This window comes from Amycolatopsis sp. GA6-003 (genome assembly GCF_046267895.1).
Classification (GTDB): Bacteria; Actinomycetota; Actinomycetes; order Mycobacteriales; family Pseudonocardiaceae; genus Amycolatopsis.
The window spans coordinates 2,857,634-2,884,053 of sequence record NZ_CP176499.1 but is presented as its reverse complement, the minus strand read 5'-3'; the positions used below and the strand labels follow the sequence as shown (position 1 = coordinate 2,884,053).

General features: G+C 70.9%; 23 protein-coding genes. 12 read left to right on the top strand and 11 right to left on the bottom strand.

What is annotated here, in order from left to right; genetic code table 11:
• Positions 1-55: 55 nt before the first annotated feature.
• The 4 genes from F9C12_RS12480 to F9C12_RS12465 form a co-directional block, all read right to left on the bottom strand.
• A complete protein-coding gene (locus F9C12_RS12480) occupies positions 56-940 on the bottom strand; it encodes an amino acid ABC transporter permease (protein WP_409465973.1) in 885 nt (294 codons plus the stop codon).
• Positions 937-1,584, bottom strand: coding sequence for an amino acid ABC transporter permease (locus F9C12_RS12475; protein WP_409182152.1), 648 nt, complete (start codon positions 1,582-1,584; stop codon positions 937-939). The genes F9C12_RS12480 and F9C12_RS12475 overlap by 4 nt, the downstream gene beginning before the upstream one ends.
• A gap of 84 nt (positions 1,585-1,668) precedes the next feature.
• Positions 1,669-2,574: a glutamate ABC transporter substrate-binding protein gene (locus tag F9C12_RS12470; protein ID WP_409465972.1), complete on the bottom strand. Its 906-nt coding sequence runs from the start codon at positions 2,572-2,574 to the stop codon at positions 1,669-1,671.
• A gap of 130 nt (positions 2,575-2,704) precedes the next feature.
• Positions 2,705-3,433: an amino acid ABC transporter ATP-binding protein gene (locus tag F9C12_RS12465; RefSeq protein WP_409187064.1), complete on the bottom strand. Its 729-nt coding sequence runs from the start codon at positions 3,431-3,433 to the stop codon at positions 2,705-2,707.
• Positions 3,434-3,713: 280 nt separating this feature from the next.
• Between F9C12_RS12465 and F9C12_RS12460 the strand changes: the two genes are divergently transcribed.
• A complete protein-coding gene (locus F9C12_RS12460) occupies positions 3,714-4,382 on the top strand; it encodes a response regulator transcription factor (protein WP_409182150.1) in 669 nt (222 codons plus the stop codon).
• A gap of 3 nt (positions 4,383-4,385) precedes the next feature.
• Entirely contained in the window at positions 4,386-5,771 is a 1,386-nt protein-coding gene (locus F9C12_RS12455; RefSeq protein ID WP_409465971.1) for an ATP-binding protein, read from the top strand.
• Here the strand turns inward: F9C12_RS12455 and F9C12_RS12450 are convergent.
• Positions 5,768-6,685 (bottom strand): TAXI family TRAP transporter solute-binding subunit, encoded by a 918-nt coding sequence (locus F9C12_RS12450; RefSeq protein WP_409182148.1) that lies wholly within the window; start codon positions 6,683-6,685, stop codon positions 5,768-5,770. The genes F9C12_RS12455 and F9C12_RS12450 overlap by 4 nt on opposite strands.
• A 19-nt stretch (positions 6,686-6,704) precedes the next feature.
• The gene (locus F9C12_RS12445; protein ID WP_409465970.1) at positions 6,705-7,415 is read right to left on the bottom strand and encodes a heparin lyase I family protein; all 711 of its coding nucleotides are present in this window, start codon (positions 7,413-7,415) and stop codon (positions 6,705-6,707) included.
• 234 nt (positions 7,416-7,649) lie between these two features.
• Between F9C12_RS12445 and miaB the strand changes: the two genes are divergently transcribed.
• Genes miaB through F9C12_RS12430 form a run of 3 tightly spaced genes read left to right on the top strand, consistent with a single transcriptional unit; the run spans position 7,650 to position 11,733 of the window.
• Positions 7,650-9,128: a tRNA (N6-isopentenyl adenosine(37)-C2)-methylthiotransferase MiaB gene (gene miaB, locus F9C12_RS12440; protein WP_409465969.1), complete on the top strand. Its 1,479-nt coding sequence runs from the start codon at positions 7,650-7,652 to the stop codon at positions 9,126-9,128.
• On the top strand, positions 9,125-9,601 hold the full coding sequence (locus F9C12_RS12435) for a hypothetical protein (protein ID WP_409182144.1): 477 nt from the start codon (positions 9,125-9,127) through the stop codon (positions 9,599-9,601). Before miaB ends, F9C12_RS12435 begins: the two co-directional genes overlap by 4 nt.
• Positions 9,602-9,651: 50 nt before the next feature.
• The gene (locus F9C12_RS12430) at positions 9,652-11,733 is read left to right on the top strand and encodes an NACHT domain-containing protein (RefSeq protein WP_409465968.1); all 2,082 of its coding nucleotides are present in this window, start codon (positions 9,652-9,654) and stop codon (positions 11,731-11,733) included.
• 51 nt (positions 11,734-11,784) lie between these two features.
• On the opposite strand, the gene F9C12_RS12425 is transcribed toward F9C12_RS12430, so the two are convergent.
• Positions 11,785-13,098, bottom strand: coding sequence for a DUF349 domain-containing protein (locus F9C12_RS12425; protein WP_409182142.1), 1,314 nt, complete (start codon positions 13,096-13,098; stop codon positions 11,785-11,787).
• Positions 13,099-13,323: 225 nt separating this feature from the next.
• On the opposite strand from F9C12_RS12425, the gene miaA reads away from it, so the two are divergent.
• Complete coding sequence (gene miaA / locus F9C12_RS12420; protein WP_409465967.1) at positions 13,324-14,244, top strand: tRNA (adenosine(37)-N6)-dimethylallyltransferase MiaA; 921 nt, start codon at positions 13,324-13,326, stop codon at positions 14,242-14,244.
• Positions 14,245-14,253: 9 nt separating this feature from the next.
• Positions 14,254-15,087, top strand: a complete 834-nt coding sequence (dapF, locus tag F9C12_RS12415) for a diaminopimelate epimerase (protein WP_409465966.1) — start codon at positions 14,254-14,256, stop codon at positions 15,085-15,087.
• 54 nt (positions 15,088-15,141) lie between these two features.
• Here the strand turns inward: dapF and F9C12_RS12410 are convergent, their stop codons facing one another.
• From F9C12_RS12410 to F9C12_RS12400, 3 genes are read right to left on the bottom strand one after another with little or no spacing between them, the layout of a single operon-like run.
• Entirely contained in the window at positions 15,142-15,456 is a 315-nt protein-coding gene (locus F9C12_RS12410) for a putative quinol monooxygenase (protein WP_409465965.1), read from the bottom strand.
• Positions 15,457-15,466: 10 nt separating this feature from the next.
• Positions 15,467-17,974 (bottom strand): valine--tRNA ligase, encoded by a 2,508-nt coding sequence (gene valS / locus F9C12_RS12405; protein WP_409465964.1) that lies wholly within the window; start codon positions 17,972-17,974, stop codon positions 15,467-15,469.
• Between the two features lie 9 nt (positions 17,975-17,983).
• On the bottom strand, positions 17,984-19,237 hold the full coding sequence (locus F9C12_RS12400; RefSeq protein WP_409465963.1) for an MFS transporter: 1,254 nt from the start codon (positions 19,235-19,237) through the stop codon (positions 17,984-17,986).
• Between the two features lie 59 nt (positions 19,238-19,296).
• On the opposite strand from F9C12_RS12400, the gene F9C12_RS12395 reads away from it, so the two are divergent.
• From F9C12_RS12395 to F9C12_RS12385, 3 genes are read left to right on the top strand one after another with little or no spacing between them, the layout of a single operon-like run.
• Complete coding sequence (locus F9C12_RS12395) at positions 19,297-19,803, top strand: ArsR/SmtB family transcription factor (RefSeq protein ID WP_409182135.1); 507 nt, start codon at positions 19,297-19,299, stop codon at positions 19,801-19,803.
• Between the two features lie 43 nt (positions 19,804-19,846).
• Complete coding sequence (gene hflX / locus F9C12_RS12390; RefSeq protein WP_409182134.1) at positions 19,847-21,292, top strand: GTPase HflX; 1,446 nt, start codon at positions 19,847-19,849, stop codon at positions 21,290-21,292.
• Positions 21,293-21,345: 53 nt separating this feature from the next.
• Complete coding sequence (locus tag F9C12_RS12385; RefSeq protein ID WP_409465962.1) at positions 21,346-22,347, top strand: hypothetical protein; 1,002 nt, start codon at positions 21,346-21,348, stop codon at positions 22,345-22,347.
• Between the two features lie 1,024 nt (positions 22,348-23,371).
• On the opposite strand, the gene lexA is transcribed toward F9C12_RS12385, so the two are convergent.
• Complete coding sequence (gene lexA / locus F9C12_RS12380) at positions 23,372-24,031, bottom strand: transcriptional repressor LexA (protein WP_067593639.1); 660 nt, start codon at positions 24,029-24,031, stop codon at positions 23,372-23,374.
• 982 nt (positions 24,032-25,013) lie between these two features.
• On the opposite strand from lexA, the gene F9C12_RS12375 reads away from it, so the two are divergent.
• Both F9C12_RS12375 and nrdR read left to right on the top strand, forming a co-directional pair.
• The gene (locus F9C12_RS12375; protein WP_409465961.1) at positions 25,014-25,607 is read left to right on the top strand and encodes a LysM peptidoglycan-binding domain-containing protein; all 594 of its coding nucleotides are present in this window, start codon (positions 25,014-25,016) and stop codon (positions 25,605-25,607) included.
• 307 nt (positions 25,608-25,914) lie between these two features.
• The gene (gene nrdR / locus F9C12_RS12370; protein WP_409182131.1) at positions 25,915-26,406 is read left to right on the top strand and encodes a transcriptional regulator NrdR; all 492 of its coding nucleotides are present in this window, start codon (positions 25,915-25,917) and stop codon (positions 26,404-26,406) included.
• The last annotated feature ends 14 nt before the right edge of the window (positions 26,407-26,420 follow it).

The window sequence follows — 26,420 nt, the reverse complement described above, 5'->3', positions numbered from 1 at the left end:
CCCCAGCGCCGCAAAGAAAAGCAGCGCCAGGGGCTTCAAGCGAAACAAGAAACCGTCAGAGCGGCCCGCCACGCAGGCCGCCAGTCGCCGCGGTGGTGAGTTCCGCAGCGTCCTTGGCGCCCGTGTCGATGTGCTTCTTGCTGCGGCGGTTGCGTCGCTCCAGGTAAGTCGCGAGCGCGGTCAGCAGCAGGCACATCGCGATGTAGATTGCGGCGGCCACGAGGGTCGACGGGACGATCGGACGGCCGAAGGCGCCCTGGCTGCCGATGTAACGGGCGTAGTACAGCAGCTCCGGGTACGTCACGAGGAAGCCGAGCGCGGTGTCCTTGAGCAACACGACCAGCTGGCTGATGATCGTCGGCAGCATCGCGCGCAGCGCCTGCGGCAGTAGGACCGTGAACATCACCTGCGTCTTGCGCATGCCGAGCGCGTACGCGGCTTCGCTCTGGCCCTTCGGCAGGGACAGGATGCCCGCGCGGAAGACCTCCGCCAGCACCGAGCCGTTGTACAGCGTCAGGCCAAGGACCACCGCGAACAGCGGCGACGTGTCGACGCCGAGGGTCGGGAGGCCGTAGTAGAACAGGAACATCAGGATCAGCAGCGGGATCGCGCGGAAGAACTCCACGACGGCCGTGCAGACTCCGCGCACCCACGCGTGGTCGGACAACCGTCCGGCGGCGAACACCGCGCCGAACACGATGGCCAGCACCGCGCCCAGTGCGAAGGCCTTCACGGTCGCCAGCACGGCGTTCGCGAGGTCGCTCTGCACCTGGGAGTACTGCAGCCACTCCCATTTGCGGCCGGTGAACTGGCCGCTGTCGATGAAGCGGTAGATCACGAACGCGATCAGCGCGGCCACCACGACGATGCCCAGCACCGCGTAGAGCCGGTGCCGCATCCGCGCTTTCGGGCCCGGAGTGTCGAAAAGAACCGTGCTCATCGGGCCACGCTCCAGCGCTTCTCCAGGCTGCGCTGGATCAGCGACAGCACCGACACGAGGATGATGAAGCCGAGCGCGACCCACAGCAGCGCGATCATCTGGTTGTCGCCGCGTTCGGACACGTACTGCCGGATCGCGCCGGCCTCGGCGACCGAGAACCCGCTGGCGATCGTCGTGTTCTTCAGCAGCGCGATGAGCATGCTGACCAGCGGCGGCACGACCGAGCGCAGCGCCTGCGGGAGGACGATGTCGCCGAGGATCTGCCCGGACGACAGGCCCAGCGCACGGCCCGCCTCGGCCTGGCCGACCGGCACCGTGTTGATGCCCGAGCGCACGACCTCGCAGATGAACGCGGACGTGTAGATCGTCAGCGCCACCGCGGCGGTCGGGAAGTAGTCGATCTTGACGATGTCGAGCAGCGGGTAGGCGAACACGAGGAACGCGAACACCAGCGTCAGCGGCGTGTTGCGCAGGACGGTGACGTACGTCGTGCCGATCGCGCGCAGCACCGGGACCGGGCTCACCCGCAGCATCGCGAGGATCGTGCCCAGCACCAGGCTGCACGCTCCCGCGATCAGGAACAGTTCGATCGTGGTCAGGAAGAACGGACCGAAGAGGTCCAGATTGTCGAGCAGGACGTCCATGGAGCCTTCCCCGCGTCCGTGTGCCGATAGTGGGTGTACGGCGGCCGGTGGGCGAAAGCTTCGCCCACCGGCCGCCGGATCAGGTCAGTACCGCTCGATGGCCGGCGGCGTCGCGGGCGCGCCGGACTTGCCGAGGGTCGCGTCGTAGATCTTCTTCCAGGTGCCGTTGGTCTCGGCGGCCTGCAGCAGGTCGTCGATCTTGTCGCGCAGCACCTTGTCGTCCTTGTTCAGGCCGATGCCGTAGGGCTCCTTCGAGAACGGCTTGCCGACGACCTTGAAGCTGTCCGGGTCCTGCGCGGCGTAGCCCTTGAGGATCGCGTCGTCGGTGGTGACCGCGTCGACGTCCTTCGTGGTCAGCTTCTCCACGCACTGCGAGTACTTCTGGAACTCGACGATCTGGTCGGTCAGCTTCTTCTCTCGCACGTTCTGGATCGGGGTCGACCCGGTGACCGAGCAGACCTTCTTGCCCTTCAGCGTCTCCGGGCCGGTGATCGAGTTGTCGTCCTTGCGCACCAGCAGGTCCTGCCCGGCCTGGAAGTACGGGCCGGCGAACGACACGAGCTTCTTGCGCTTGTCGCTGATGGTGTAGGTGCCGACGTAGAGGTCGACCTGGCCGTTGGCGATGGCCTGCTCGCGCGCGGCCGAGTCGACCGTCGTGTACTTGATCTTGTCCTCGCTGAAGCCGAGGCCGGCCGCGATCATCCGGGCGATCTCGATGTCGAAGCCCTGGAACTTGCCGGTCTTCGGGTCCTTCTGGCCCAGCTCGGGCTGGTCGTCCTTGACGCCGATGGTGATCGTGCCCGCGTTCTTGATCTTCGTGAACACCGGGGAGCCGTCGAGCTTGACGTCCTTGGCCACCTCGTAGGTCGGCAGCGCGGCGGTGTTCGTGGTGGCGTCCCCGCCGGGACCGGCCGGGGCGCCTTCCTTGCCGCAGGCCGTGAGCAGCAGCCCGCCGGCGAGCAGGGCGGCCGCGAGGGTGCGGATCCTCATGTCAGTCTCTCCAATATCTGTCCGGGAAACATCTGTCCGGGAACGTCGGTACCGGTCGGGGTAGCGCCGATGGACACGGCCGATTACAGCCACCTCGGGCCCGGGGCGCCGGGGGATTCCCCCGAACGGGTCAGTGGGTCAGGATCTTGCCGAGGAAGTCCTTCGCACGGTCGGATTTCGGCTTGGTGAAGAACTCCTCGGGCGTGGTGTCCTCGACGATCTCGCCGTCGGCCATGAAGATCACGCGGTCGGCGGCGCGGCGGGCGAAGCCCATCTCGTGCGTGACCACGAGCATGGTCATGCCGTCCTTCGCCAGCCCGGTCATCACGTCGAGCACCTCCTGGACCATTTCCGGGTCCAGCGCGGAGGTCGGCTCGTCGAACAGCATCACCTTGGGCTTCATCGCGAGCGCGCGGGCGATCGCCACGCGCTGCTGCTGGCCGCCGGACAGCTGGGCCGGGTACTTGTCGGCCTGGTTCGCGATGCCGACGCGCTCGAGCAGTTCCATCGCCGTCTTGCGGGCCTGCGCCTGCGCGGTCTTGCGCACCTTCACCGGCGCGAGCATGACGTTCTCGAGGATCGTCTTGTGCGCGAACAGGTTGAACTGCTGGAAGACCATGCCGACGTCGGCGCGCAGCGCGGCGAGCGCCTTGCCCTCGGCGGGCAGCGGCACGCCGTCCACGGCGATCTCGCCGGAGTTGATCGGCTCGAGCCGGTTGATCGCGCGGCACAGCGTCGACTTGCCCGACCCGGACGGCCCGAGCACGACGACGACCTGGCCGCGCGGCACCTCGAGCGTGATCTCGCGCAGCACGTGCAGATCGCCGAAGTACTTGTTCACGGCGGCCGCCTTGATCATCGGCGTCGCCACCTCGGTGGTCATCGTGGCCTCCAGAGCTCCGTTGGTCAGCGGCGTCCGCGGAACCGGGGTTCCGCAACGCTTGCGGAAACCTACTACCGGGACATCTCTTGTAAAGACGGCTTGAGCAATACTTAGGGTTTCAACTACGTATCGGATGCGGCCGTCGGGGCGGCTTTCAGCCTAGTCGGGACTGTGGCCGCCGCCACGCACCGTGTCCGCGGGGCGTGGCGCCCCAGAGTGCGGCTACCGTGGTCTGGATCACCGGGGAGGAGCAAGCGTGCGCGTGCTGCTGGTGGAAGACGACGACCGGGTCGCCGGGGCGCTCGTGCCCGCTCTCATCCGCCGCGGCCTGGCCATGCAGCGGCTTCCGTCCGGGGCCGGGGTGCTGGACCGGGTCCACGACGTCGACGTGATCCTCCTCGACCTGGGGCTTCCCGACGTGGACGGCGTGGTGCTCTGCCGGCAGATCCGGGCGGTCAGCGACGTCGCGGTGATCGTCGTGTCCGCGCGCGGCGAGGTGAACGACCGGGTGCACGGCCTGCGCGCCGGCGCCGACGACTACCTGGTCAAGCCCTACGACGTGGAGGAACTGCTCGCGCGGGTCGAAGCGGTGCGGCGCCGCCGAGGGGAACGGGCCGCGCCGTCCGTGCCGGTGGTCGAGGTCGGCGACGTCCGGATCGACCTGTCGAGGCACGAGGTGCTGGTCGCGGGCGAGCCGATCGCGTTGTCCCGCAAGGAGTTCCAGGTGCTGGCGCTGGTCGCGGCCGCGGGCGGCGCGGTGTGCTCGCGCGAGCAGGTGCTGAACGAGGTGTGGGGACACCGCGGCGCGGCGGAGAGCCGTTCGCTGGACGTGCACGTCGCCACCCTGCGCACCAAGCTCGGCCGCCCGGCGCTGATCGAGACGGTCCGCGGCGTCGGCTACCGGCTGGGCATCCGGCGGGACTGACCGATGCGCGTCCGGCTGCAGGGCATCGTCGTCACGCTCGTCGCGCTGCTCGTCTTCGGGCTCGGCATCCCGCTCGCGCTCAGCATCGCGAGCAGCCTCCAGCAGAAGCTCTTCCTCGACCGGCTCACCGACACCTCGCGGTTCGCCTCGCTCGCCCAGCGTCCGCTGCTCGACAACCAGCTCGGCCGCCTCGAACCCGAACTGCGCCGGTACACCGAGGTGTACGGCGTGAAAGTGGTCGTGGTGAACCAGGACGGCGACCCGGTGCTGAGCTCGGTGAGCGGCGCCGTCGACCGGGCCTCGATCCAGGTGCCGGTGAACGAGGCGCTCGCCGCCCGTCCGCCCGAAGCCGGGCCGCTGCTGCTGCCGTGGGCGGCGAAACCGCTGGTGCTGGCCGAGCCGATCCTCATCGACGGCGAGGTGCGCGGCGCGGTGGTGACCGAGTCCGCGACCGATCACGTCCGCACCCAGCTGCTGTGGCAGTGGCTGCTGCTGGCCGCGTGCGCGCTGGTCGCGTTCGGGCTGGCGCTGCTCGTCGCGCTGCCGGTGGTGCGCTGGACGCTGCGCCCGGTCCGGCGGCTGGACGAGGCGACCGGTGCGCTGGTCGCGTCCGTGGTCAGCGGCCGGGAGGCGGAGCCGGTGGGGGAGAGCGGCGGCCCGCCGGAGCTGCGGCAGCTGGGGCGGTCGTTCGACCGGATGGCGGCGAGCGTGTCGGAAGCGCTGGCCGCGCAGCGCGCGTTCGTCGCCGACGCCTCGCATCAGCTGCGCAACCCGCTGACCGCGCTGAAGATCCGGCTGGGCAACCTCGACGGCCAGGTGACCGACGAAACCGCGGCGGCCGACCTCGAAGCGGCGCAGGTGGACGCCCGGCGGCTGAACCAGATCCTCGACGAGCTGCTGTCCATGGCCCGCGCGGAATCCGCGGGCGGCGAGCTGGTTTCCGAAGACCTCGCCGAGGTGATCGCCGACCGCGTCGCCGACTGGTCGGTGGTCGGCGCGGCTCGCGAGGTCTCGCTGGAGAGCGCGGTGGACGTCGACGGCGCGCGCGTGCTCGTGCCGCCGCGCGGGCTGGAGGTCGTGCTCGACGCTTTGCTGGACAACGCGCTCAAGTTCAGCCCTTCCGGCACCTCGGTCGAAGTGGCCGCGAAGGTCGCCGGGGACCGCGTGACGGTTTCGGTCCGCGACCACGGCCCCGGGCTGCGCGAGGACGAACTGGAGCGGGCGGCCGACCGGTTCTGGCGGAGCACGGCGCATCAGAACGTGCCCGGGTCGGGACTGGGGCTGGCGATCGTCACCGAGATCGTCCGGCATTCCGGCGGCGAGCTGAAGCTGTCCCTGCCCGAGGGCGGCGGGCTGCGGATCGAGATGGACTTCCCGGTCGCGCGCTAGACCTTCTCCGCGCGGTAGTACGCCAGCGCGCCGGGATGCAACGGCAGCGGCCCGGTCTCGATCCCCGGATGCACGTCGATCGACAGCGCCGCCCGGTTGACCGCCGCCAGCCGCGGGCGGGCGTCGTAGAGGCCCTTGGTGAGCGCTTCGGCGACGTCGGCGGACATCGAGGTGGGCACGACCAGGAAGTTCGGCACCACCAGCGTCGTGACCGGACCGTGCTGGTCGTAGGTGCTGCCGGGGATGGTCGCGGTGCCGTACACCGGGCTGAACCGCTGCATGCCCGGCATCAGGCTGGACATGTCGAGCAGCCGGAGGCCGACCTTGCGGTTGTATTCGGTGATGAGCGGCGTCGGCAGCCCGCCGGACCAGAACATCGCGTCGATCCGGCGGTCGGCCAGCGCGGCGAGCGATTCCTCCAGGCTCAGCTGCTTCACCGAGACCGAGCTTTTCAGCCCGGCGACCTGCAGCACCCGGTCGGCGATGTACTCGACGCCCGATTCCGGCGAGCCGACCGCGAGGTGGCGGCCGCGCAGCATCGGCACCGAGGTGTAGGGCGAATCCCTGCGGACGACGATGTGCAGGTAGTCGTCGTGGATGCGGGCCAGCGCGGCGAGCTTGCCGGGGTGCGCGGCCGCCGCGTCCGCGGCCAGGTCCGCGGCGACGAACGCGACGTCCGCGCCCCCGGAAAGCACTCGGTTGAGGTTGTCGCGCGACCCCTGGGTGGCGAGCACCTCGGGCGTCTCGATGCCGAGTTCGCCCGCCCACGCCGAGGCCAGCGGCCCGGCGAGGTCGTGGTACACGCCGCCCACCGAGCCGGCCGCGACGCGCAGGTGCAGGTTCGCGAAGCTCGGCCCGCACCCGCTCAGCAGCACCGTGAGCACTGCCAGCGCCGCCGTCAGCCTCCATCGCATGGGCCGATGGTGCCAGAGGTCAGCCGGTGACGTCGGCCAGGCTGTCGCCCATCCGGATCTTGGTGAGCCACTGCGTCGCCGTCTGGTCGGCCTGGTGGTAGACGCCCCACTTCAGGTAGTTGCGCGTTCCGTCGATCGTGGTGCCGGTGTAGGTGGTGGACCCGTCGGAGAAGGTCTGCCGTTGGCCGTCGAACCAGAACTGGATCGTGCCCTGGGTGCGGTCGGTGAAGATCCGGAAGGCGATGTCGTGCCACTGGTCGTTGGAGACCGGCGCGGACCAGAGCTTGACGCTCGTGTGGTCGGTCGTCCACTCCTCCAGCTGGAGCCTGCCGCCGGAGATCTTGAGGACGATCGGGTGGTTCGCGGTGCCGTCGCTCGGGCTGCACTTCAGCTGGAACACGTAGCGGCTGGTGGAGTCGGTGATGCGGTACTTCGACGACCAGCCGAGGTAGAACGTCTTGCCCGCGGCGAGGTCCGGGCCGACCGCCTCGCAGCGTTCCTCCTGCGCGAGCTGCTCGGCGACCCACACCTTGCCCTTCACGGAGTCGGCGGTCTTGAAGTGGCCGTCGGCGCACTGGATCGAGTTGAACGCGCCGACGCCGTCCGCGGGGTCGGCCGACCAGCTGACCGACTGCGGAGCCGGAGCCGGGGCCGCGGTCACCGGGGCGGCCGCGACGATGGCGAGCGTGCTCGCGACGACTGCCGCTGAGCAGGCGAAAACCTTGCGCACTTTTCCTCCTGGGCGGCGGCGGTCCGATTCGGAACAATGGCGGTGAGCATATCTTCGGCACCGCGCGGAAAACAATAGCGGAAATTGTTTCCGGGGGTCGGGCCCAGTGCATTTCCGTTCCCGGTCAACGGCACATTTCCCGGTTATCGGAATTCCGGGACGGGGGCGTCGCGCAACGCCCCGGCGGGCGGGTGCCGGGTCCGGCGCGGGACACGGGGTTTAGGCTGGACGGCGATGAACGCGAAAACGTACCAGATCCGCACGTTCGGCTGCCAGATGAACGTGCACGACTCCGAACGGCTCGCCGGGCAGCTCGAGGAAGCCGGCTACGTCCCCGCTCCCGCGCAGGCGAAGCCGGATCTGGTCGTGTTCAACACCTGCGCCGTGCGGGAGAACGCGGACAACAAGCTCTACGGCACCCTCGGGCACCTCCGCCCGGACAAGGTCGCCAATCCGGACATGCAGATCGCCGTCGGCGGCTGCCTCGCGCAGAAGGACCGCGGCGACATCGTCAAGCGCGCGCCGTGGGTCGACGTCGTCTTCGGGACGCACAACATCGGCTCGCTGCCCGCGCTGCTGGAGCGCGCGCGGCACAACGCCGAGGCCGAGGTCGAGATCCTCGAATCGCTCGAGACGTTCCCGTCCACGCTGCCCGCGCGCCGCGAATCGTCCTACGCGAGCTGGGTGTCGGTTTCGGTCGGCTGCAACAACACTTGCACGTTCTGCATCGTGCCGTCGCTGCGCGGCAAGGAGCGCGACCGCCGTCCCGGCGAGATCCTCGCCGAGGTCGAGGCGCTGGTCGCCGAGGGCGTGCTCGAGGTGACCCTGCTGGGCCAGAACGTGAACTCCTACGGCGTCGAGTTCGGCGACCGGCTCGCGTTCGGCAAGCTGCTGCGCGCGACCGGCGGGATCGCCGGGCTGGAGCGCGTGCGGTTCACCTCGCCGCATCCGGCCGCGTTCACCTCGGACGTGATCGACGCGATGGCCGAGACCCCGAACGTCTGCCACCAGCTGCACATGCCGCTGCAGTCCGGCTCGGACCGGGTGCTGCGCGAGATGCGCCGGTCGTACCGGTCGGCGCGGTTCCTGAACATCCTCGACGAGGTGCGCGCCGCGATGCCGGACGCCGCCATCACCACCGACATCATCGTCGGGTTCCCCGGCGAGACCGAGGAAGACTTCCAGGCGACGCTCGACGTCGTCCGCGCCGCGCGGTTCTCCAGCGCGTTCACCTTCCAGTACTCGAAGCGCCCCGGCACGCCCGCCGCGGAGATGGACGGCCAGCTGCCCAAGGAGGTCGTGCAGGAGCGCTACGACCGGCTGGTCGAGCTGCAGAACGAGATCTCCTGGGAAGAGAACCGCAAGCTGGTCGGCCGGCGGGTCGAGCTGCTGGTCGCCGCGGGCGAGGGACGCAAGGACGCCGAGACGCACCGGATGAGCGGGCGCGCCCGCGACGGACGGCTGGTGCACTTCACGCCGACCGGCCCGGCCGTCGACCGCTCGGTCCGGCCGGGCGACGTCGTGGAGACGGTGATCAGCTACGGCGCGCCGCACCACCTGGTCGCCGACGGCGACCTCCTGACGCATCGCCGCACGCGGGCGGGCGACAACGCCGAAGCCGGTCTTCGGCCCAAGACGAGCGGGGTCACCCTGGGACTGCCGGGCTTCGGAGCCCCGGCGCAGCCGGCCCCGGTGAGTGGGTGTGCGGGATGAGCGAACCGGGAACGCCGGCCGAGGTCGACCGGCGCCTCAGCGAGGAAATCGACGACGCGGGCCGCCGCGTCGCGCGCACGGTCGAGCTGGGCAGGCGCGGATTCACCATCTCGGTGCTGATGTTCGTGCTGCTCGTCGCCCAGATCCTGCCGTGGGCCCAGGGCCGCGCGGGCTGGGAGACGCTGGCCGGCGAGGCGGGCGGGGTGCCGCAGCTGTTCGCCGTGACGTCCACCGGCGTCGGCGTGTTCATCGGCGCGGTCGCGCTCGTGTCGCGCCGCTGGTGGGTCGCCTGGTGCTGTGCCGCGGGCGGCTGGTTCGCCTCGGTCGACGGCCTGCTGGCGATCTGGTCGCAGCAGTCCGCGCACGCCAGCGGAGCGGCAGGCGACGGTCCGGGAATCGGCATGATCGTGGCGTGGATCGCGACGATCGTCCTGGCGACGCTCTGGATGCGGACGGCGTTCTCGCGCTCCTGACCCCGAACCGCTCCGCCGGTGGATAGGCTCCCTTGCGGGAGGGGGTCGGGATGCCGGACGAGGGCGTGCACAACCACATCGGCAGCGTTTACGCGGGCAAGGTCATCCAGGCCCGCGACGTGCAGGTGACGTTCGCCGCCGGACAGCCGGAATTCGATGTCGACGACTACGCGCACGCGGTCTCGCAGTGGGCGCTCGATCTTCTGGTCGCCGGCAGCGCCGAAGCGCCGCTGCGGCTCGGCGATCTGCACGGGGACCAGCTCGTGCGCGCCGCGGCCGGCGGACCGGTCGGCACTTTCTGGGAAATGCTGCGCGAGCACCCGAATCTCGTCCTTCGCGGCGACCCGGGCGCCGGGAAGTCGACCATGCTCCGCTGGATCGCGCACTCGCTGGCCCAGCGGCAGCTGAACGGGCAGAATCCGGACTGTCTCCCGGTCCTCGTCCACGCCCGGGTTTTCCGGCGCGGCTCCCCGCTCGCCGCGGCGATCCGCGCGGCGGTGCTGGCGGAACTCGGACCGCTGCTGCTGGACGATCTGCCTTCGGACCTCTTCGCCCAGCCCGCTCCGGGCGACCGGCCGTGGCTGGTGCTGGTGGACGGGCTCGACGAACTCTCCGGCGCCGACCGGCTGCACCTCGCGTTCTCCGCGATCACCAGCGCGGCGCGGCGGCACGGGTTTCTCCGCTTCGTGGTCGCGACCCGGCCGGTGCCCACGGTCGATCGCGCCGAGCTGCCGATCTTCGACCTGCTGGGGTTCGGGGAGGATTCGCTCGCCGAGTTCGCGCAGCGGTGGTTCGAGGCCCGCCGGATCCCGGAACCCGCGGTGGCCGCCGCCCTGCTGATCCGGCACGTCCGCGAGCGCGAGATCGGGAGCTGGGCGGGGAAGCCGCAGGTCGCCGGGCTGTTGTGCGGCGAGGTGGTGCGCTCCGGAGGCCGCAATCTCCCGGTCGCCATGGTCGATCTCTGCGACCTGCTGGTCCGTGCGCTGGGCGCCAGCCGGGTCGTGTCCGTGCTCGAGCGGGCCGCGGCCGAACGGTACTTCCGGGACGCGGATCTGCCGCTTCTGGACAGTATTCGGGGCGAAGTTCCCGGTTTGGACGCCGCCGCGGTGCGGAAATTGCTGCGGGGCAACGAAATGTTCGTCGCGACGCCGGGCGGGATCGACTTCAGCCACGCCACGGTGGAGGAGTACTTCGCGGCTCGGTTCGTGGTGCGCCGCTTGGCCGCTGCCGCCGCCGAAGAGCGGTTCGAGGCGGTAGTGCGGATAGTCGACCTGCTGTCGCCGGGCTACGCGTTCGCGGTGTCGCAGGTGCCGCTCTTCGCCGTCGAGATGTGGGGCCGGCGCGGGCTCGACCCGAACGACCTGATCCTGGATTTCCTGTACAGCGCGCCGGAAAAGTTCTGGTCGCTCGCCCGGCGGCTTCGCTCGGCGGGCGTGGTTTTCGGCGAGGCGCTGCTGGCCGAGTTCGCCGAGTCGACCCTCGGCATCGACCTGGACGAGGCCGACCGGCTGGGCACCGCGGAGACCCTGCTCGACCTGGACGAACTGAACGGAATCCGGCGGCTGCTTTCGATCGCCGCCGACGTGGACCTCCAGGACGCGGTCCGCCTCGACGCGATCGGGCAGGCGGTGCGCAGGAGCCCGGCCGCCGCGGCGGCGATGAACTTCCTGGTGCGGGCCCGCGAATCGAGCTGGGAGTACCCGGACAACGAAGCTGCCGCGCTCGAGCTGGCGGCCACTGGCGGGGAAGACGACGACCGGCTGGCCGGGCTCGACTTGATCGCCCACTGCGAGGTTCTGCCCGACGAAGTGCGGTTGCGCGCCGCCTGCGTCGCGGTACAGGCCGAAGGGCACGAAGCGTATCTGCGGCTGCTCAAGCTGCGGTTCGGCGGCAAGCTGACCGCGCTTCTGGGCGAGGAGGCGGTGCACGGGCTCGTCGAGGCGTGCACGGTGCTGCGTTCGATGGCCGCGGATTCCGACCTGCCAGCCGAAGTGCGGCTCGAAGCGGCGGACGAACTCGCCTATGCCTACGACGACTCCGCCGCGGAAGCCTTCCGCGCCCTCGCCGAAGACCCGCACCTGACCGAATCGCACCGCCGGCGCGCCGCCGAAGCCCTGGCGGACCTGGACTGAAGGCGAAAGGGCCGGTACCCGCGGGTACCGGCCCTTGTCCCGCGCTCGAACTCAGCGGTCGGCGACCGCGGCTTCCGCGGCCTCCAGCCATTCCCGCCACTGGGCGGCCTGTTCCTCGGCCTTCTTCGCCCGCCGCTCGTCCCCGGCGGCGCGGGCCTTCGCGGCCTGCGATTCGAACTGCTCGACGCGCTCCCGGAACTGCGCGGCTCGCGCCTGCGCCTCCGGGTCGGTGCGGCGCCAGCGGCTGTCCTCGGCCGACTTCACCGCGTCCTGCACCGCCTTGAGCCGTCCGTCCAGTTCGCGGATGCGCTCGCGCGGGACCTTGCCGATCTCGTCCCACTGCTCCTGGATCCGGCGCAGCGCCGCCTTGGCCGCGTCGAGGTTGGCCGCCACGTCGATCTTCTCGGCCTCGACCAGCAGTTCTTCCTTGCGCTGGGCGTTGCCGGCGAACTCCGCGTCGCGTTCGGAGAACACCGCCGAGCGGCGGGCGAAGAACGCGTCCTGCGCCGCGCGGAACCGCTGCCACAGCGCCTCGTCGCTGTCCTTCGGAGCGCGTCCGGCGGCCTTCCACTCGGCCATCAGCTCCTTGTACCGGCCCGCGGTGGCGCCCCAGTCGTCCGAGTCCGACAGCGCCTCGGCCTCGGCGATCAGCTCTTCCTTGCGCTGCTTCGCGCTCGCCCGCTGCTTGTCCAGCTCCGCGAAGTGCGAGCCGCGGCGGCGGTTGAAGGCCTCGCGCGCCTTCGAGAAGCGCTTCCACAGCTCGTCGTCGGTCTTGCGGTCGACGCCCTTGACCGTCTTCCACTCGTCGAGGATCGCGCGCAGCCGGTCGCCCGCGGCCTTCCACTGGGTGGACTCGGCGGCGATCTTCTCCGCCTCGTCGGCCAGCGCCTGCTTGCGCGCGACCGCGGCGGCCCGGGCTTCCTCGCGCTCGTGCTTGACGTTGACCAGCGCCTTCTCCGCCAGCCCGATCACGTACTCGAGCCGCGCGGCGAGCGCCTTCAGGTCGCCGACCACGGCCGCCTCGCCGAGCCCGTCGCGGATCTGGGTGGCGCTCGACAGCGCGTGCTTCGGGTCGCCCGCGCCGGAGTTCAGCCGCGTTTCGAGCAGTTCGACCTCGGTGCGCACGTCGTCGAAGCGGCGCGCGTAGTGCAGCAGGCCCTCCTCGGGCGTGCCGGCCTGCCAGACCCCGACCTCGCGTTCGCCGTCGGCGGTGAAGACGTAAACGGTGCCTTCCCCGTCGACCCGGCCCCAGGTGGCGGGGCTGGGCTCGGCGGGCGGCACCGGAGGCGCGGCATGACCGGCGCCCTGCGCATGCGGCACCGGGTGCGGTGCCGGGGTGCCGGGGGACGTGTTCTCCTGGGCCATCGCAGGCTCCTTATCGCCTGTACGCCCGCGGCTGCGGGCGCCCCGCCGCGGGAGCGGGGCCGGGTTACGCTGGTGTCGTGCTCTGCCGGGGGCATGGGGCCCCAGCGGCATTCAAGCAGCTCAGCGCGCGCCGTGGTACTGGATGAGCCGCCTGAAAGCGTTGATCCTACTTCTCCTTGACGCTCCGTGCCCGCGTCCCGCCCCGGCCGGGTACCGTTCTGCGGCGTGATCAGCCCTGCTCAACGGCCTCGTCCGGTGGCCGTCGTCGGCCCCACCGCCACCGGGAAGACCGCGTTGGCCGTCGAACTCGCGCTGGCGCTGGGCGGCGAGGTGGTGAACGCCGACGCGCTCCAGCTCTACCGGGGCATGGACATCGGCACCGCCAAAGCGACCGCGGAGGAACGGCGAGGGGTCCCGCACCACCTGCTGGACGTACTCGACGTGACCGAGACCGCGTCGGTGGCCGCCTATCAGCGGGACGCCCGGAGCACGATCGAGCGGATTCTCGCCGCCGGCCGGGTTCCGGTGCTGACCGGCGGCTCCGGGCTGTACGTGCAAGCGGTGCTGGACGATCTCCGGTTCCCGGGCACCGACCCCGCGGTGCGCGCACGGCTCGACGAAGAGGCCGCCGAACTCGGCACCGCCGCGCTCTACACCCGCCTGGGGGAGCGCGATCCGGTCGCCGCGGCGGCGATCCTGCCCACGAACACCCGCCGCATCGTACGGGCGCTGGAGGTCATCGAGATCACCGGCGAACCGTTCTCGGCGAACCTGCCGAAACCGGGTCCGGCACGCTGGGACACCGTGCTGATCGGGATCGACCGCGAGGTCGCCGAGCTGGACGAGCGCGTCGACCTGCGGGTGGAGCGGATGTTCGAGGCCGGTCTCGTGGACGAGGTGCGCGCGTTGCTGGGCCGCGGTTTGCGGGACGGGAAAACGGCTTCGCGGGCGCTCGGCTACCAGCAGGTCCTGGCCGAGCTGGACGGAGAAGGCGACTTCGCGGCGGCCGCGGCGGCGACCGCGCAGGCCACGCGGCGGTTCGTGCGGCGGCAGCGTTCGTGGTTCCGCCGCGACAAGCGGATCCAGTGGTTCGACGGCGGATCGGCAGACCTGGCCGCGCGGGTCCTCGCCGCGCTCGACCAGTAGCCTGGACGCATGGGCGGCATCGAATTCCTCAAGGGCCACGGCACGCAGAACGACTTCGTGCTGCTGCCCGACGCGGCCGGCCGCCTGGACCTGACGGCGGAGCGGGTCGCCGCGCTGTGCGACCGGCAGCGGGGCATCGGCGCGGACGGCGTGCTGCGCGTCGTCCGGGCGAAGGCGATCGGCGAAGAGTCGGCAGGCGAGTGGTTCATGGACTACCGCAACGCCGACGGGTCGATCGCCGAGATGTGCGGCAACGGCACCCGCGTTTTCGCGCGCTACCTGGTCGACGCCGGGCTGGCCGAGGCGGGCGAGTTCGTCATCGGCACCCGCGCCGGCGACCGGCCGGTCGTCGTGCACCCGGACCGTTCGGTCACCGTGCAGATGGGCCCGGCGGCGATCACCGGCACGTCGGTCACCGTGGTGGCCGGGCAGCCGTTCTCCGGGGTCGCGGTGAACGTCGGCAACCCGCACCTGGTGTCGGTCACCGAAACCGACATCGCCGGCCTCGACCTGCGCGACCAGCCCGATTTCGACCACGATTTCTTCCCGGCCGGGGTCAACCTGGAATTCGTCAACGTGCTCGGCGAGGGCGCGCTGCGGATGCGCGTCCACGAACGCGGCGTCGGCGAGACGCGCGCCTGCGGCACCGGCACGGTCGCCGCGGTGGCCGCCTCGCTGCACCTCGCGGGCAAGGACACCGGCGAGTCCACAGTGGACATCCCGGGCGGCCGCGTGACGGTCACCGTCGGGCGCGGCGAATCCACGCTGACCGGGCCGGCCGAGATCGTGGCCCGCGGCGAGCTGGACGAAGCCTGGTGGGCCGCCGCCGGTTCGCCGGCCTGAGCGGCAAGCCGGGGACAGAACCCGGCCCGCCGCTCCCGGCCGGCCGCGGCGGAGTCAGCTCGCCGGCGGGATTTCCCGGGGCCGGTCGTACATCCGCACGTCGCGGTCGACGGTCAGCGGCAGCACGCGGCCCACGCCGATCTCCCGGAAGTGGTCCGACTCGCGATGCGCCTTGAACGCCGCGTCGTCGGCGTACTTCTCGATGCTCACGTACCGCCCCGGCGTTTCGTCGGAGCGGAACACCTCGTACGACAGGCAGCCCGGTTCTTCGCGGCACGCGGCCGCGAACTCGTGCAGCACCTGGCCGAACTCTTCGGCGTTCTCGGGGCTGCTGGACACATCGGCGACGACGAGCACGTAGGAATCCACGAAAACCACCCTACGGGGTCGCGATCTTGACCTCGAGCGAAAAGTCGCCGTTACTCGTGGCGACCTCGCCGATCGCCCCGGCGAGCCGGACATCCGAGGCCACCGCGGCGAACCGGGTCAGCGTCTCCGCCGGGCCGCCCACGGTCAGCGTCTCGACCGGCGAGCGCATCGACACCTTCGCGTCCGTCTTCGCCCGCCGCACCGCCGCGATCACCTCGCCCGCCAGCGTCAGCAGCGACGGATCACCGTCGACCACCGGCGCCGACGGCCACGGCGCCCGGTGCACCGAGCCCTTCTGCCACCACGACCAGATCTCTTCGGTGGCGAACGGCAGCACCGGCGCGAACATCCGCACCAACGCCGACAGCACCGTCCGCAGCGCCACCTGCGCCGATTCCGCCGCCTCCGCGCCGAGATCGCCGTACGCGCGGGCCTTCACCAGCTCCACGTAGTCGTCGCAGAACGTCCAGAAGAACGTCTCGGTCACCTGCAACGCGCGCGCCTGGTCGAGCGCCTCGAACGCGGCCGTCGCTTCCTCGAGCACCTTCGCCAGCGCGGCGAGCACGGACCGGTCCAGCGGTTCCGTCGCGGCCGATTCCGGCTGGGGAGTCCCGAGGCCGAGCACGAATTTGCTCACGTTCAACAGTTTCGTCGCCAGCCGTCGCCCGACCTTCATCTGGCCTTCGTCGACCGCCGTGTCCACGCCGGGCCGCGCGCTCGCCGCCCAGTAGCGCACCGCGTCGGAACCGTGCCGCTCCAGCAGATCCGCCGGCGTGACGACGTTGCCGACCGATTTCGACATCTTCTTCCGGTCCGGGTCGAGCACCCAGCCGGAGATCACCGCGTCGCGCCACGGCAGCACGCCTTCCTCCAGCTCGGCGCGGACCGCGGTGGAGAACAGCCAGGTGCGGATGATCTCGTGCGCCTGCGGCCGCAGCGAGAACGGGAACACGCGGCGGAACAGGTCGTCGTCGAGGCTCCAGCGCCCAGCGATCTGCGGCGTCAGCGACGACGTCGCCCAGGTGTCCATCACGTCCGCCTCCGCGACGAAGCCGCCCGGCACGCCGCGCTGTTCTTCGGTGTAGCCCGGCGGAACGTCGGTGCTCGGGTCGACCGGCAGGCTCGCGTCGTCCGGCGTCAGCACCGCGTCGTGGTCCGGCTCCCCGTCGGCGTCCAGCGGGTACCAGACCGGGATCGGCACGCCGAAGAACCGCTGGCGGCTGATCAGCCAGTCGCTGGTCAGGCCCTCGACCCAGCTGCGGTAGCGCACCCGCATGTGCGGCGGGACCCAGTTCAGCTCCTCGCCGCGCTCCAGCAGTTTCGCGCGCAGGGCGTCGTCGCGGCCGCCGTTGCGCAGGTACCACTGGCGGCTCGTGACGATCTCCAGCGGCTTGTCGCCCTTTTCGTAGAACTTCACCGGATGCGTGATCGGCCTCGGCTCGCCGCGCAGCGCGCCCGCCTCGCGCAGGAGGTCCACCAGGATCTGGCGTCCAGTGTGGACAGTCTTGCCCGCCAGCGGTTCGTATCTGGCGGCCGGAACACCGTGCGGCGGTTCGGAGCGGAACCGGCCGTCGCGGCCCAGCACCGGACGCGTTTCGAGCTGCAGCGCGCGCCACCAGGTGACGTCAGTGGTGTCACCGAAGGTGCACACCATCGCGATGCCGGTGCCCTTCTCCGGATCCGCGAGGTGGTGCGCGTGCACCGGCACCTCGACGCCGAACACCGGCGTGCGCACGGTCTTCCCGACAAGGCCTTGGTAGCGCTCGTCGTCCGGATGCGCGACGAGGGCGACGCACGCGGGCAGCAACTCGGGCCGCGTGGTGGAGATCAGCACCTCCGCGCCGTCGTCAGCGGTGAACACGAGGTCGTGATACGCGCCGGGACGCTCGCGGTCTTCCAGTTCGGCCTGCGCGACCGCGGTGCGGAAGGTGACATCCCACAGCGTCGGGGCTTCGGATTGGTACGCCTCGCCGCGCGCGAGGTTGCGCAGGAACGCGCGCTGCGAGATTTCCGTGGTGGCCGGGTCGATCGTCTGATAGGCGAGCGTCCAGTCCACCGAAAGCCCGATGCTCCGCCAGACCTCCTCGAACACCTTCTCGTCGGTTTCGGTCAGCTGGCGGCACAGTTCGACGAAATTCCGCCGGGACACCGGAATCGCGTTCTTGCCGGGCTTTTCCGGCGGAGTGAAAGACGGGTCGTAGGGCAGCGACGGTTCGCAACGCACGCCGAAATGGTTCTGCACGCGGCGTTCGGTGGGCAGGCCGTTGTCGTCCCAGCCGACCGGGTAGAAGACCGAACGGCCGCGCATCCGTTGGTAGCGCGCGAGAACGTCGGTGTGCGTGTAGGAGAAGACGTGCCCGATGTGCAGCGAACCGCTCGCGGTGAGCGGCGGCGTGTCGATCGAGTAGACGTCCGGGCGAGTCCGGTCGAACCGGTATACGCCTTCGCGTTCCCACACCGGTACCCATTTGGCGGCCAGGCCGTCGACGCGGACTTGGTGCGGGATCTTCTCGTTCATGCCCGCACTTTACGGGGCGGGTACAGCGATTTCCCCGCCCGCGGGCAGGTCCCGCATGCGCCGCAGCGGCGAGCAGATCACCCACAGCGCGCCCGCGACCGGCCCGACGGTGCCGATCGCCAGCGCGCCGGCGAGCCCGAGCCATTCGCCGAGCCCGCCGCCCAGCAGCCCGCCGAGCGGCAGCGCTCCCCAGACGACGAACCGGACGCTCGCGTTCATCCGGCCCAGCAGCCGGTCCGGCGTGATCGCCTGCCGGTAGGAGACCTGGGCGATGTTGTAGAGGATCACGCCGAACCCGAACGCGGCCATCCCCAGCCCGGCGAGCGCGATCCGCCAGTCCGGTCCGGCGAGCAGGACCAGGATCTCGCCCGGCCAGAACAGCACCGGGACCAGCCAGATCGACCGGGCCTGCCCGATCCTGCGGATGATCGGCCCGGCGCACAGCGCGGCCGCGATGCCGCCGACCCCGCTCACCGCGAGCAGGCCGCCGACCTCGGCCGGCTTCAGCCCGGCGGTGCGGGTCAGGAACAGCACCTGGACGGCCTGGACCACTCCGCCGAAGAAGTTGGAGGTGGCGGTGCAGGCGACGATCGCGCGCAGCGGCCGGTCGGCGAGGACGAACCGGAGGCCTTCGAGCATCTGCGGCACCAGGCGGTCGTGCCCGGCGCGTTCCGGGAGGGTTTCGACAGTGCGGATGCGCCACAGGCACAGCGCGGACGTGAGGTAGCCGAGACCGGTGACCAGTACCGTGCTGGCCGCGCCGACGACCTGCACGAGCACGCCGGCGAGGCTCGGTCCGGCGATCTGCGCCGACGACTGCACGCCCTGCAGCTTCGCGTTGCCTTCCAGCAGCTTCTCGCGGCCGACCAGCGCGGGCAGATACGCCTGGTAGGAGACGTCGAAGAACACCGTCGCGAAGCCGACGAACAGCACGACCGCCAGCACCTGCGCCATGGTGAGCACGCCGGCCCACCAGGCGAGCGGGACGCTGAGCAGCAGCACCCCGCGGACCAGGTCGGCGGCGAGCATGAGCGGCCGCTTGCGCATCCGGTCCACCCAGACGCCCGCGGGCAGGCCGAGGACCAGGAAGCCGAGCGTCTCGGCCATGGTCAGCAGGCCCATCTCGAACGGCGTGGCGGCCAGGGTGACGGCAGCGAGCAGCGGAATGGCCGTGACCCCGACGAACATCCCCAGCTGGCTCGCCGTGTCCCCGGCCCACAGCCTGCGGAAATCGGCGTGGAAGAACAGTGAGTCACGACGCACCCGATCGAGTGTCGCCGAGTGATTGGAAAGTGTCAATCACTTTGTTTAGGCTGCTCTCCATGTCGCTGCACCGACGTCCCTCCACCGAAGCCGAGGCGGCCGCGCTCGCCTCCGGAATACGGCTGCGCATCATCCGGTTGACCTCGTTCGAGGCGATGACGAACAAGGAGCTGGCGGCGCGGCTCGGCCGCGACCCGGCGACCACGCTGCACCACGTGCGGCGGCTGGTGGACACCGGTTTTCTCGTTCCGCAGGAACCGCGCCGGGGCGCGCGCGGGGCGAAGGAGATCCCGTACCTGTCCACCGGGCTTTCCTGGCAGCTGGACAACGCCGGCGAGGACGCCGTCTCGGTCAACCAGGCCATGCTCGAGGCCTACCTGGCCGAAATGGCCGAGGCGGACCTGGCGGAGACGGAGACGACCCGGCTCGTGGTCCAGGTGCCCGCCGGCGACGTCGCGGAGTTCAAGCGGCGGCTCGACGGATTGCTCGAAGAATTCAAGGCCAGACCGCGTGATCCGGCCTCGGAACGCACGGCCGTGTACGTCTCGGTCTATCCCAGCAGGTAATCCGTTCGGTTCCCGCGGCGAAACGTGGGACCATGGAGGCACGATGACAGAACAGACACACGAAGACTTTTACGACGACAACGACCCCTACGACCCCTCGGTCGGGGAGATGGAGCTCGAGGACCGCGCGTCGCTGCGCCGGGTCGCGGGCCTGTCGACCGAGCTCGAGGACATCACCGAGGTCGAGTACCGGCAGCTTCGCCTGGAGCGCGTCGTGCTGGTCGGCGTGTGGACTGAAGGCACCGCCCAGCAGTCCGAAGCGTCGCTGGCCGAACTGGCGCGACTGGCCGAGACGGCGGGCTCGGAGGTGCTCGAAGGCCTCGTCCAGCGGCGGCAGAAGCCCGACCCGGCGACCTACGTGGGTTCCGGCAAGGTGCGCGAGCTGCGCGACGTGGTCGTGGCCACCGGAGCCGACACGGTGATCTGCGACGGCGAGCTTTCGCCCGGCCAGCTGCGCCAGCTGGAGGAGAAGGTCAAGGTCAAGGTGATCGACCGGACCGCCCTGATCCTCGACATCTTCGCCCAGCACGCCCGGTCCAAGGAGGGCAAGGCGCAGGTCGAGCTGGCCCAGCTGCAGTACCTCGTCCCGCGGCTGCGCGGGTGGGGTTCGGCGCTGTCCCGGCAGGCAGGCGGCCGCGCGGGCGGCGCGAACGGCGGCGTGGGCCTGCGCGGGCCTGGTGAGACGAAGCTGGAGACGGACCGGCGGCGGATCAGCAAGCGCGTCGCGAAGCTGCGCCGGGAGATCGCCGCGATGGACACCATCCGCGAGACCAAGCGCGGCAGGCGCGTGGCCAACGAGGTGCCGAGCGTGGCGATCGTCGGCTACACCAACGCCGGCAAGTCGAGCCTGCTCAACGCCCTGACCGGGGCCGGAGTGCTGGTGGAGGACGCGCTGTTCGCCACCCTGGACCCGACCACGCGCCGGGCGCAGACGGCCGACGGGCGCACGTTCACGTTGACCGACACCGTCGGGTTCGTGCGGCACCTGCCGCACCAGCTGGTGGACGCGTTCCGCTCGACGCTGGAGGAGGCGGCCGACGCCGACCTGCTCCTGCACGTCGTGGACGGATCCGACCCGGCCCCGGAGGACCAGGTCAACGCGGTGCGCGAGGTGCTCGCCGAGATCACCCGCAGCCGCAAGGAGCCGCTCCCGCCGGAGCTGCTGGTGATCAACAAGGCCGACGCGGCCGACGACGTCACCCTGGCCCGGCTGCGGCACGCGCTGCCCGGTTCGGTGCAGATCTCCGCGCGCACCGGTTCGGGCGTGGCCGACCTGGCCGAGGTGCTGGCCGAGCGGCTGCCGAGGGCGGAAACGGTGATCGACGTGCTGGTCCCGTACTCGCGGGGCGAACTCGTGTCGCGGGCGCACGCGGAGGGCGAGGTGCTGGAAGAGGAGCACGTCGCCGACGGCACGCGCCTGAAGGTGCGGGTCCGGGCCGACCTCGCCGCGGCTCTGCGGGCGTTCGAGACCAACGCCTCGGCGCTCTGAACGTCTTCCGTAGTGCACGGTCCGAACGGGCCGTGCACTACGGAGGTGAACTGGTGCGGGTCGTCCTGGCACTGACGGCTGTCTTGCTGCTCGCGGGCGCGGTCCCGGCCGCGGCAGCTCCTGCTCCCGAAACGCTGTGCCAGGTCGCGGACAAGCGCCTCAACGAGCTGTCCGGCTTGGCTTCCGACGGCGAACACTGGTACGCGATCAACGACGGCGGCACCAAGGTGCAGGTCTTCGTCCTGGACCGGAAATGCCAGGTCAAGGACGTCCTGACGGACCCGACGGACCCCTACGACGTCGAGGACCTCGCCCGAGGCAAAGACGGCACGCTGTGGCTGTCGGACACCGGGGACAACCGAGCCAAACGCGAAACGGTCGCTGTGCTGGAGCTGAAACCGGCTGGTGGCGCGGCAGTCGTGCACCGCCTGACTTACCCGGACGGTCCGCACGACACGGAGGCTTTGGTCCTGGACCAGTCCGGCACGCCGTTCCTGGTGACCAAGGACCTGCTGGGCACCTCGAAGGTCTACCGCCCTTCGGGCCCGCTGGCGGCGCCCGGACCGACGAAGCTGGAGCAGGTCGGCACCCTGCGAGTCCACAGCACCGACACCCCAGGCGGCCCGGTGGGCTCGTTCGGCTCGGCACTGATCACCGGAGGCGCAACCAGCGCGGACGGCAAGGTCATCGCACTCCGGACTTACACGGACGCGTATTTGTACGCCGCCCCGGACGGGGACGTGGCGGCGGCTTTGCAACGAGAGCCGGTCCGAATCCCGTTGCCGAACGAGAAACAGGGCGAGGCCATCGCGTTTGAACCGGACGGCACGTTGCTGTCCGCGAGCGAAGGCGTCGGAGAACCAGTGCGGGCAATCAAGAACGCGACGGCGTTGGTCACCCCGCAAGCCCCTGCACCGAAACCCGGCGGTGCCGCCACGCCACAACCAGCCGAGCCGGACTCCGGCGGTTTCCCGCTCGTCCCGGCTGCCGCCGTTGCCGCGGTGGTGGTGCTCGGTGCTTGGTTCTTGCTGGCGAGGAAACGCCGCCGTTCCTGACGCGCCTGTTCCCGATGGGGCACCCGTTCTTGATGCACTGGTCTGGGCGCGGTGCTTTCTTGATGCGCTGTCGCTCTTGGCGTGCCGCTCCGGTCGGGGAGTTGCAGTTGCGTGCTGTTCTGCGTGCCGCCCCGATGGGCGAGCTGTAGTCGCAGTGCCGTTCTTGATGTGTCGCTCTGAGCGGGGAGCTGCAGCCCGCAGTGCCGTACTTGGTGCGCCGCTCCGATTGGGAGCTGCAGCCCGCAGTGCCGTACCTGGCGCGTCGCTCCGATCGGGGAGCTGCAGTGGCGGCGCCGTTCTTGGCATGCCGCCCTGATTGGCGGGCTGAAGCCCGCGATGCCGTTCTTGGCGCGCCGCTCTGATCGATGAGCGCAGTGGCGGCGCCGTTCTTGGCGTGCCGCTCTGATTGGCGAGCTGCAGCTCGCGATGCCGTTCTTGGCGTGCCCGCTCTGATCGATGAGCGCAGCCGCGCCGCCGTTCTTGGCGTGCCGTTCCGATTGGGGAGCTGCGGTCGCGGTGCCGTTTTTGCCGTGTCCGCTCCGATCGGTGAGCGCAGCCGCGCCGCCGTTTTTGGTGCGTCACTTCGGTCGGGGAGCAGCAGTCGGTCTTGCGATGGGCACCAGCGGCGATCGCGGCGGGTTTGGTGGCGGCGTGGCTGGATGCTGTTCCAGCCGGACCTCCACCGGGGAAGGCGCGCCGCTCCAACCGGCGGGGCCGCAGCCGCGGTGCCGATCTTGGCGCGCAGCCGCGTCTGGCAAGGCATCGCGCGCCCGCGTTGAAACCCGACGGTGCCGGTACCTCCCAGCCTGCCGAGCAGGACTCCGTGGCTTCCCGATCAGCCCCGCCGCCGTCGCCGCATCTGGCAAGACGCGTCCCTGGCACCGCCATTGACGCGGTCCCGCTTCGCCCATGCCGCTGCTTCTGTCCTAGCGCTGCGCCTGGCGCAGCCCGCAGCCATCGGCAATGCCCGAACCCTGATGCTCGCCCCCTCGCCCCGGACCGGGGGAGGGGGCCAAGCCACGGCTCAGAGTCGGCGCAGTACCGCCACGACCTTGCCCAAGATCGACGCGTCATCGCCAGGGATGGGTTCGTACGCGTCGTTGTGCGGCATCAGCCACACGTGTCCGTCCTTGCGCTTGAACGTCTTCACCGTGGCCTCGCCGTCGATCATGGCAGCGACGATGTCCCCGTTCTCCGCGGCGGGCTGTTGCCGGACCACGACCCAGTCGCCGTCGGTGATCGCGGCGTCCACCATTGAATCGCCGGTGACGCTCAGCAGGAACAGTTCGCCCTCGCCGACGATTTCGCGCGGCAGCGGGAAAACGTCCTCGACGGCCTGTTCGGCGAGCACCGGACCGCCTGCCGCGATCCGGCCGACCAGCGGCACGTAGGCCGCCTTCGGCACGGACGGCTGCTGGTCCATCTCGATGCCCATCGGGTTGTCGTCCGTGGACGCGAGCACGCCCACCGCGCGCGGCCGGTTCGCGTCGCGGCGCAGATAACCCTTGCGCTGCAGCGCGCGCAGCTGGTGCGACACCGACGACGTGGACGTGAGCCCCACCGCCTCGCCGATCTCGCGCACGCTCGGCGGGTAGCCGAAGCGGCTCACCCACGTGCGGATGACGTCGAGCACCTGCTGCTGGCGGACGGTCAGCGTCTCGTCCACGTCGTACACCTCCGGCATGGCGCTCACCTTCCCCGTGCTCTCGTGGCCGGACTCGCGCGCGGATTGTGCGGACGCCTTGCCTTGCGAGGCCCCCTTGGCCCCTTTCGCCGCGGTGCCCTTCACCGTGTCCTTCTCCAACGCTGCGTCGCCTCCAGCCGTCCCGCGGTCGCCGTGTCGGCGTCCCGCGCGTGTCCGCGTGCGCCGGTCCGGAAGCCGCGTTTTCCGCGACCGCCCGTCCGGCGGCACCCGCCGGAGCCGGTCCGGCAGATGTCCTGGTCACCGACGTTAGCCACCCCGCGCGACGATTTCAAACATCTGTTCGATCGACACGCCGTGTCCTCTCGATTTTGTCGGTGCGGGGTGGTAGACCTTCGCACGGACGTTCGATAGAACGCCTGTTCGATCTGGACCGCTGCGGCGCAGGTGAACGGCCCGGACCGGACGGATCCGCAGGTCACGAGGAGGTTCCGCGATGTCGATCCTGGCAGATCGAGGGCTCGTCCGCCCGCTACGGCCCGTCCCCGCCGTCCGCCCCGCCGAGGGCGGCCCCACGCCGGACGGGGCGGCCCCGACCCGGAGGGAACCCGGCTCCGGCGGCCCGGCACGCCGTTCGCGGCGGCGAACCGAGCGTTCAGACGCCACCCGAAAGGATGGTGTTCCGGGGGAGGTCGGAGCCGAATCGGGCGCTGATCCGGGCTCGGCGGCAGGTTCCGCGGAGGTGGTGGAACTCCGCGGCCGGACCGGTGCCCGGCGCGGTCTTGGCGCGGAACGGCCCGGCGAGGGTTCGCGCGGCGAGGCTGGACGGCGGCGTGCCTGGCGGGCGGCGGAGGAGGCTGGGCTTGCCGGTGGCGAGCTAGTCGAGTCCGGGCGGTCAGCGCGGGGCGCAGCGGCCGGACGCGTAGGTGCGCCGTCGGCGGGGGAGTCGGGTGGCTTCGCGCCCTCCGTCGGGCGGGGTTCCCGGTCGGCGGGCGAGGCTGTCGCGCCGCGGTCCGCCCTCGCCGTGCGGCCCGCTGAGCGAGCGGGGTTCCAGACGTCGGCACCGTCCGCCGAGCGGGCCGGATTCCCGACGTCGTCCCCCTCCGCCGTCGAGACCGAAGAAGCCCCGGCCCGCAACCCCCGCCGCCGCACCCCGGTCCGGCACCTGCCCGCCGCTGTCCCGGCCAACCCCGCCCGCACCGCGCGCGAGCGGCGGGGCGAGTCGTTGCGCCCGCCGTCCCGGCAGCGGGTCGTCGCCGGACAGCGCGGCGGCTCGGCTTGCCAGGCCGCGGCCCGGCCGTCGGTGCGGTGGCCCTGGCTGTTCGCGATCGCCTTCGCGGCCTGCCTCATCGTCACCGGGCTCGGCGTGTTCGGCGCCGGAGTGTCCAGCGGTCCGGTGCCGACGCGGACCGCGTCCGTTTCCGTCCAGCCCGGGGATTCGCTCGGGGCTCTCGCCGCCCGGTTCGCGCCGGATGCCGACCAGAGCGCGGTCGTCGAACGCATCAAGGAGCTCAACAACCTCGACGACACCGCCCTGCTGCCCGGCATGCCGCTCACCGTTCCGGTCGCCTGGTCCGTCGCCGGGCCGGGCGGGGAATCGGGCGCCGCCGGGTCATGACTCTCGGAAACCACCCGGTCGCATCTTGCGCAACCGGTCTTTCACCCTCTCGGGTTTCTTGCGTCCGCCCCGGAGGCGATCTAAGGTCTACCCCTATATCTAGTAGTTACACCGCTGTAGTTGGTCCACAGGTAGGGGTAGACTGGCGGCAGTTGTCCACAGCCGGCCGGCAGTTGCCCACCGGATGTCCACAGGTCGATCACCAGGCGCGGGGTCGCGCGCGGTGACCGCGGTCCAGGCCGTAGCGTGGCGGCAGGGGCCGGTCGGGACAGGAATCGACCGGCGCGGAGGGGAAGGTGATCGGCGGATGAGGTGCCCGTTCTGCCGGCATGCGGACTCTCGGGTCGTCGACTCCCGAGAGGTGGACGAGGGACAGGCGATCCGGCGGCGGCGTTCGTGCGCCGAGTGCGGACGGCGTTTCACCACGTCGGAGACGATGGTGCTGGCCGTGGTCAAACGGTCCGGCGCCACCGAGCAGTTCAGCCGGGACAAGGTGGTCAACGGCGTGCGGAGGGCCTGCCAGGGCCGTCCGGTCGACGACGACGCGCTGCAGAAGCTCGCGCAGCGCGTGGAGGAGTCGATCCGGTCCGCCGGGCTGGCCGAGATCCCCAGCCACGAGGTCGGCCTCGCCATCCTCGGGCCGCTGCGCGAACTGGACGGCGTCGCGTATCTCCGGTTCGCCAGCGTCTACCGCTCCTTCTCCTCGGTCGAGGACTTCGAGAAGGAGATCTCCGATCTGCGGAAAGCCATGGCGGGAACTGCGGACGACCAGGAAGGCGAGCGCGCCGGGGACGACTGAGCCGTCACCGGTCG

Coding starts and splice junctions, on each gene's coding strand:
- F9C12_RS12480 (WP_409465973.1), bottom strand. CDS start 940: ATGAGCACGGTTCTTTTCGACACTCCGGGCCCGAAAGCGCGGATGCGG.
- F9C12_RS12475 (WP_409182152.1), bottom strand. CDS start 1,584: ATGGACGTCCTGCTCGACAATCTGGACCTCTTCGGTCCGTTCTTCCTG.
- F9C12_RS12470 (WP_409465972.1), bottom strand. CDS start 2,574: ATGAGGATCCGCACCCTCGCGGCCGCCCTGCTCGCCGGCGGGCTGCTG.
- F9C12_RS12465 (WP_409187064.1), bottom strand. CDS start 3,433: ATGATCAAGGCGGCCGCCGTGAACAAGTACTTCGGCGATCTGCACGTG.
- F9C12_RS12455 (WP_409465971.1), top strand. CDS start 4,386: ATGCGCGTCCGGCTGCAGGGCATCGTCGTCACGCTCGTCGCGCTGCTC.
- F9C12_RS12450 (WP_409182148.1), bottom strand. CDS start 6,685: ATGCGATGGAGGCTGACGGCGGCGCTGGCAGTGCTCACGGTGCTGCTG.
- miaB (WP_409465969.1), top strand. CDS start 7,650: ATGAACGCGAAAACGTACCAGATCCGCACGTTCGGCTGCCAGATGAAC.
- F9C12_RS12435 (WP_409182144.1), top strand. CDS start 9,125: ATGAGCGAACCGGGAACGCCGGCCGAGGTCGACCGGCGCCTCAGCGAG.
- F9C12_RS12430 (WP_409465968.1), top strand. CDS start 9,652: ATGCCGGACGAGGGCGTGCACAACCACATCGGCAGCGTTTACGCGGGC.
- F9C12_RS12425 (WP_409182142.1), bottom strand. CDS start 13,098: ATGGCCCAGGAGAACACGTCCCCCGGCACCCCGGCACCGCACCCGGTG.
- dapF (WP_409465966.1), top strand. CDS start 14,254: ATGGGCGGCATCGAATTCCTCAAGGGCCACGGCACGCAGAACGACTTC.
- valS (WP_409465964.1), bottom strand. CDS start 17,974: ATGAACGAGAAGATCCCGCACCAAGTCCGCGTCGACGGCCTGGCCGCC.
- F9C12_RS12395 (WP_409182135.1), top strand. CDS start 19,297: ATGTCGCTGCACCGACGTCCCTCCACCGAAGCCGAGGCGGCCGCGCTC.
- hflX (WP_409182134.1), top strand. CDS start 19,847: ATGACAGAACAGACACACGAAGACTTTTACGACGACAACGACCCCTAC.
- lexA (WP_067593639.1), bottom strand. CDS start 24,031: ATGCCGGAGGTGTACGACGTGGACGAGACGCTGACCGTCCGCCAGCAG.
- nrdR (WP_409182131.1), top strand. CDS start 25,915: ATGAGGTGCCCGTTCTGCCGGCATGCGGACTCTCGGGTCGTCGACTCC.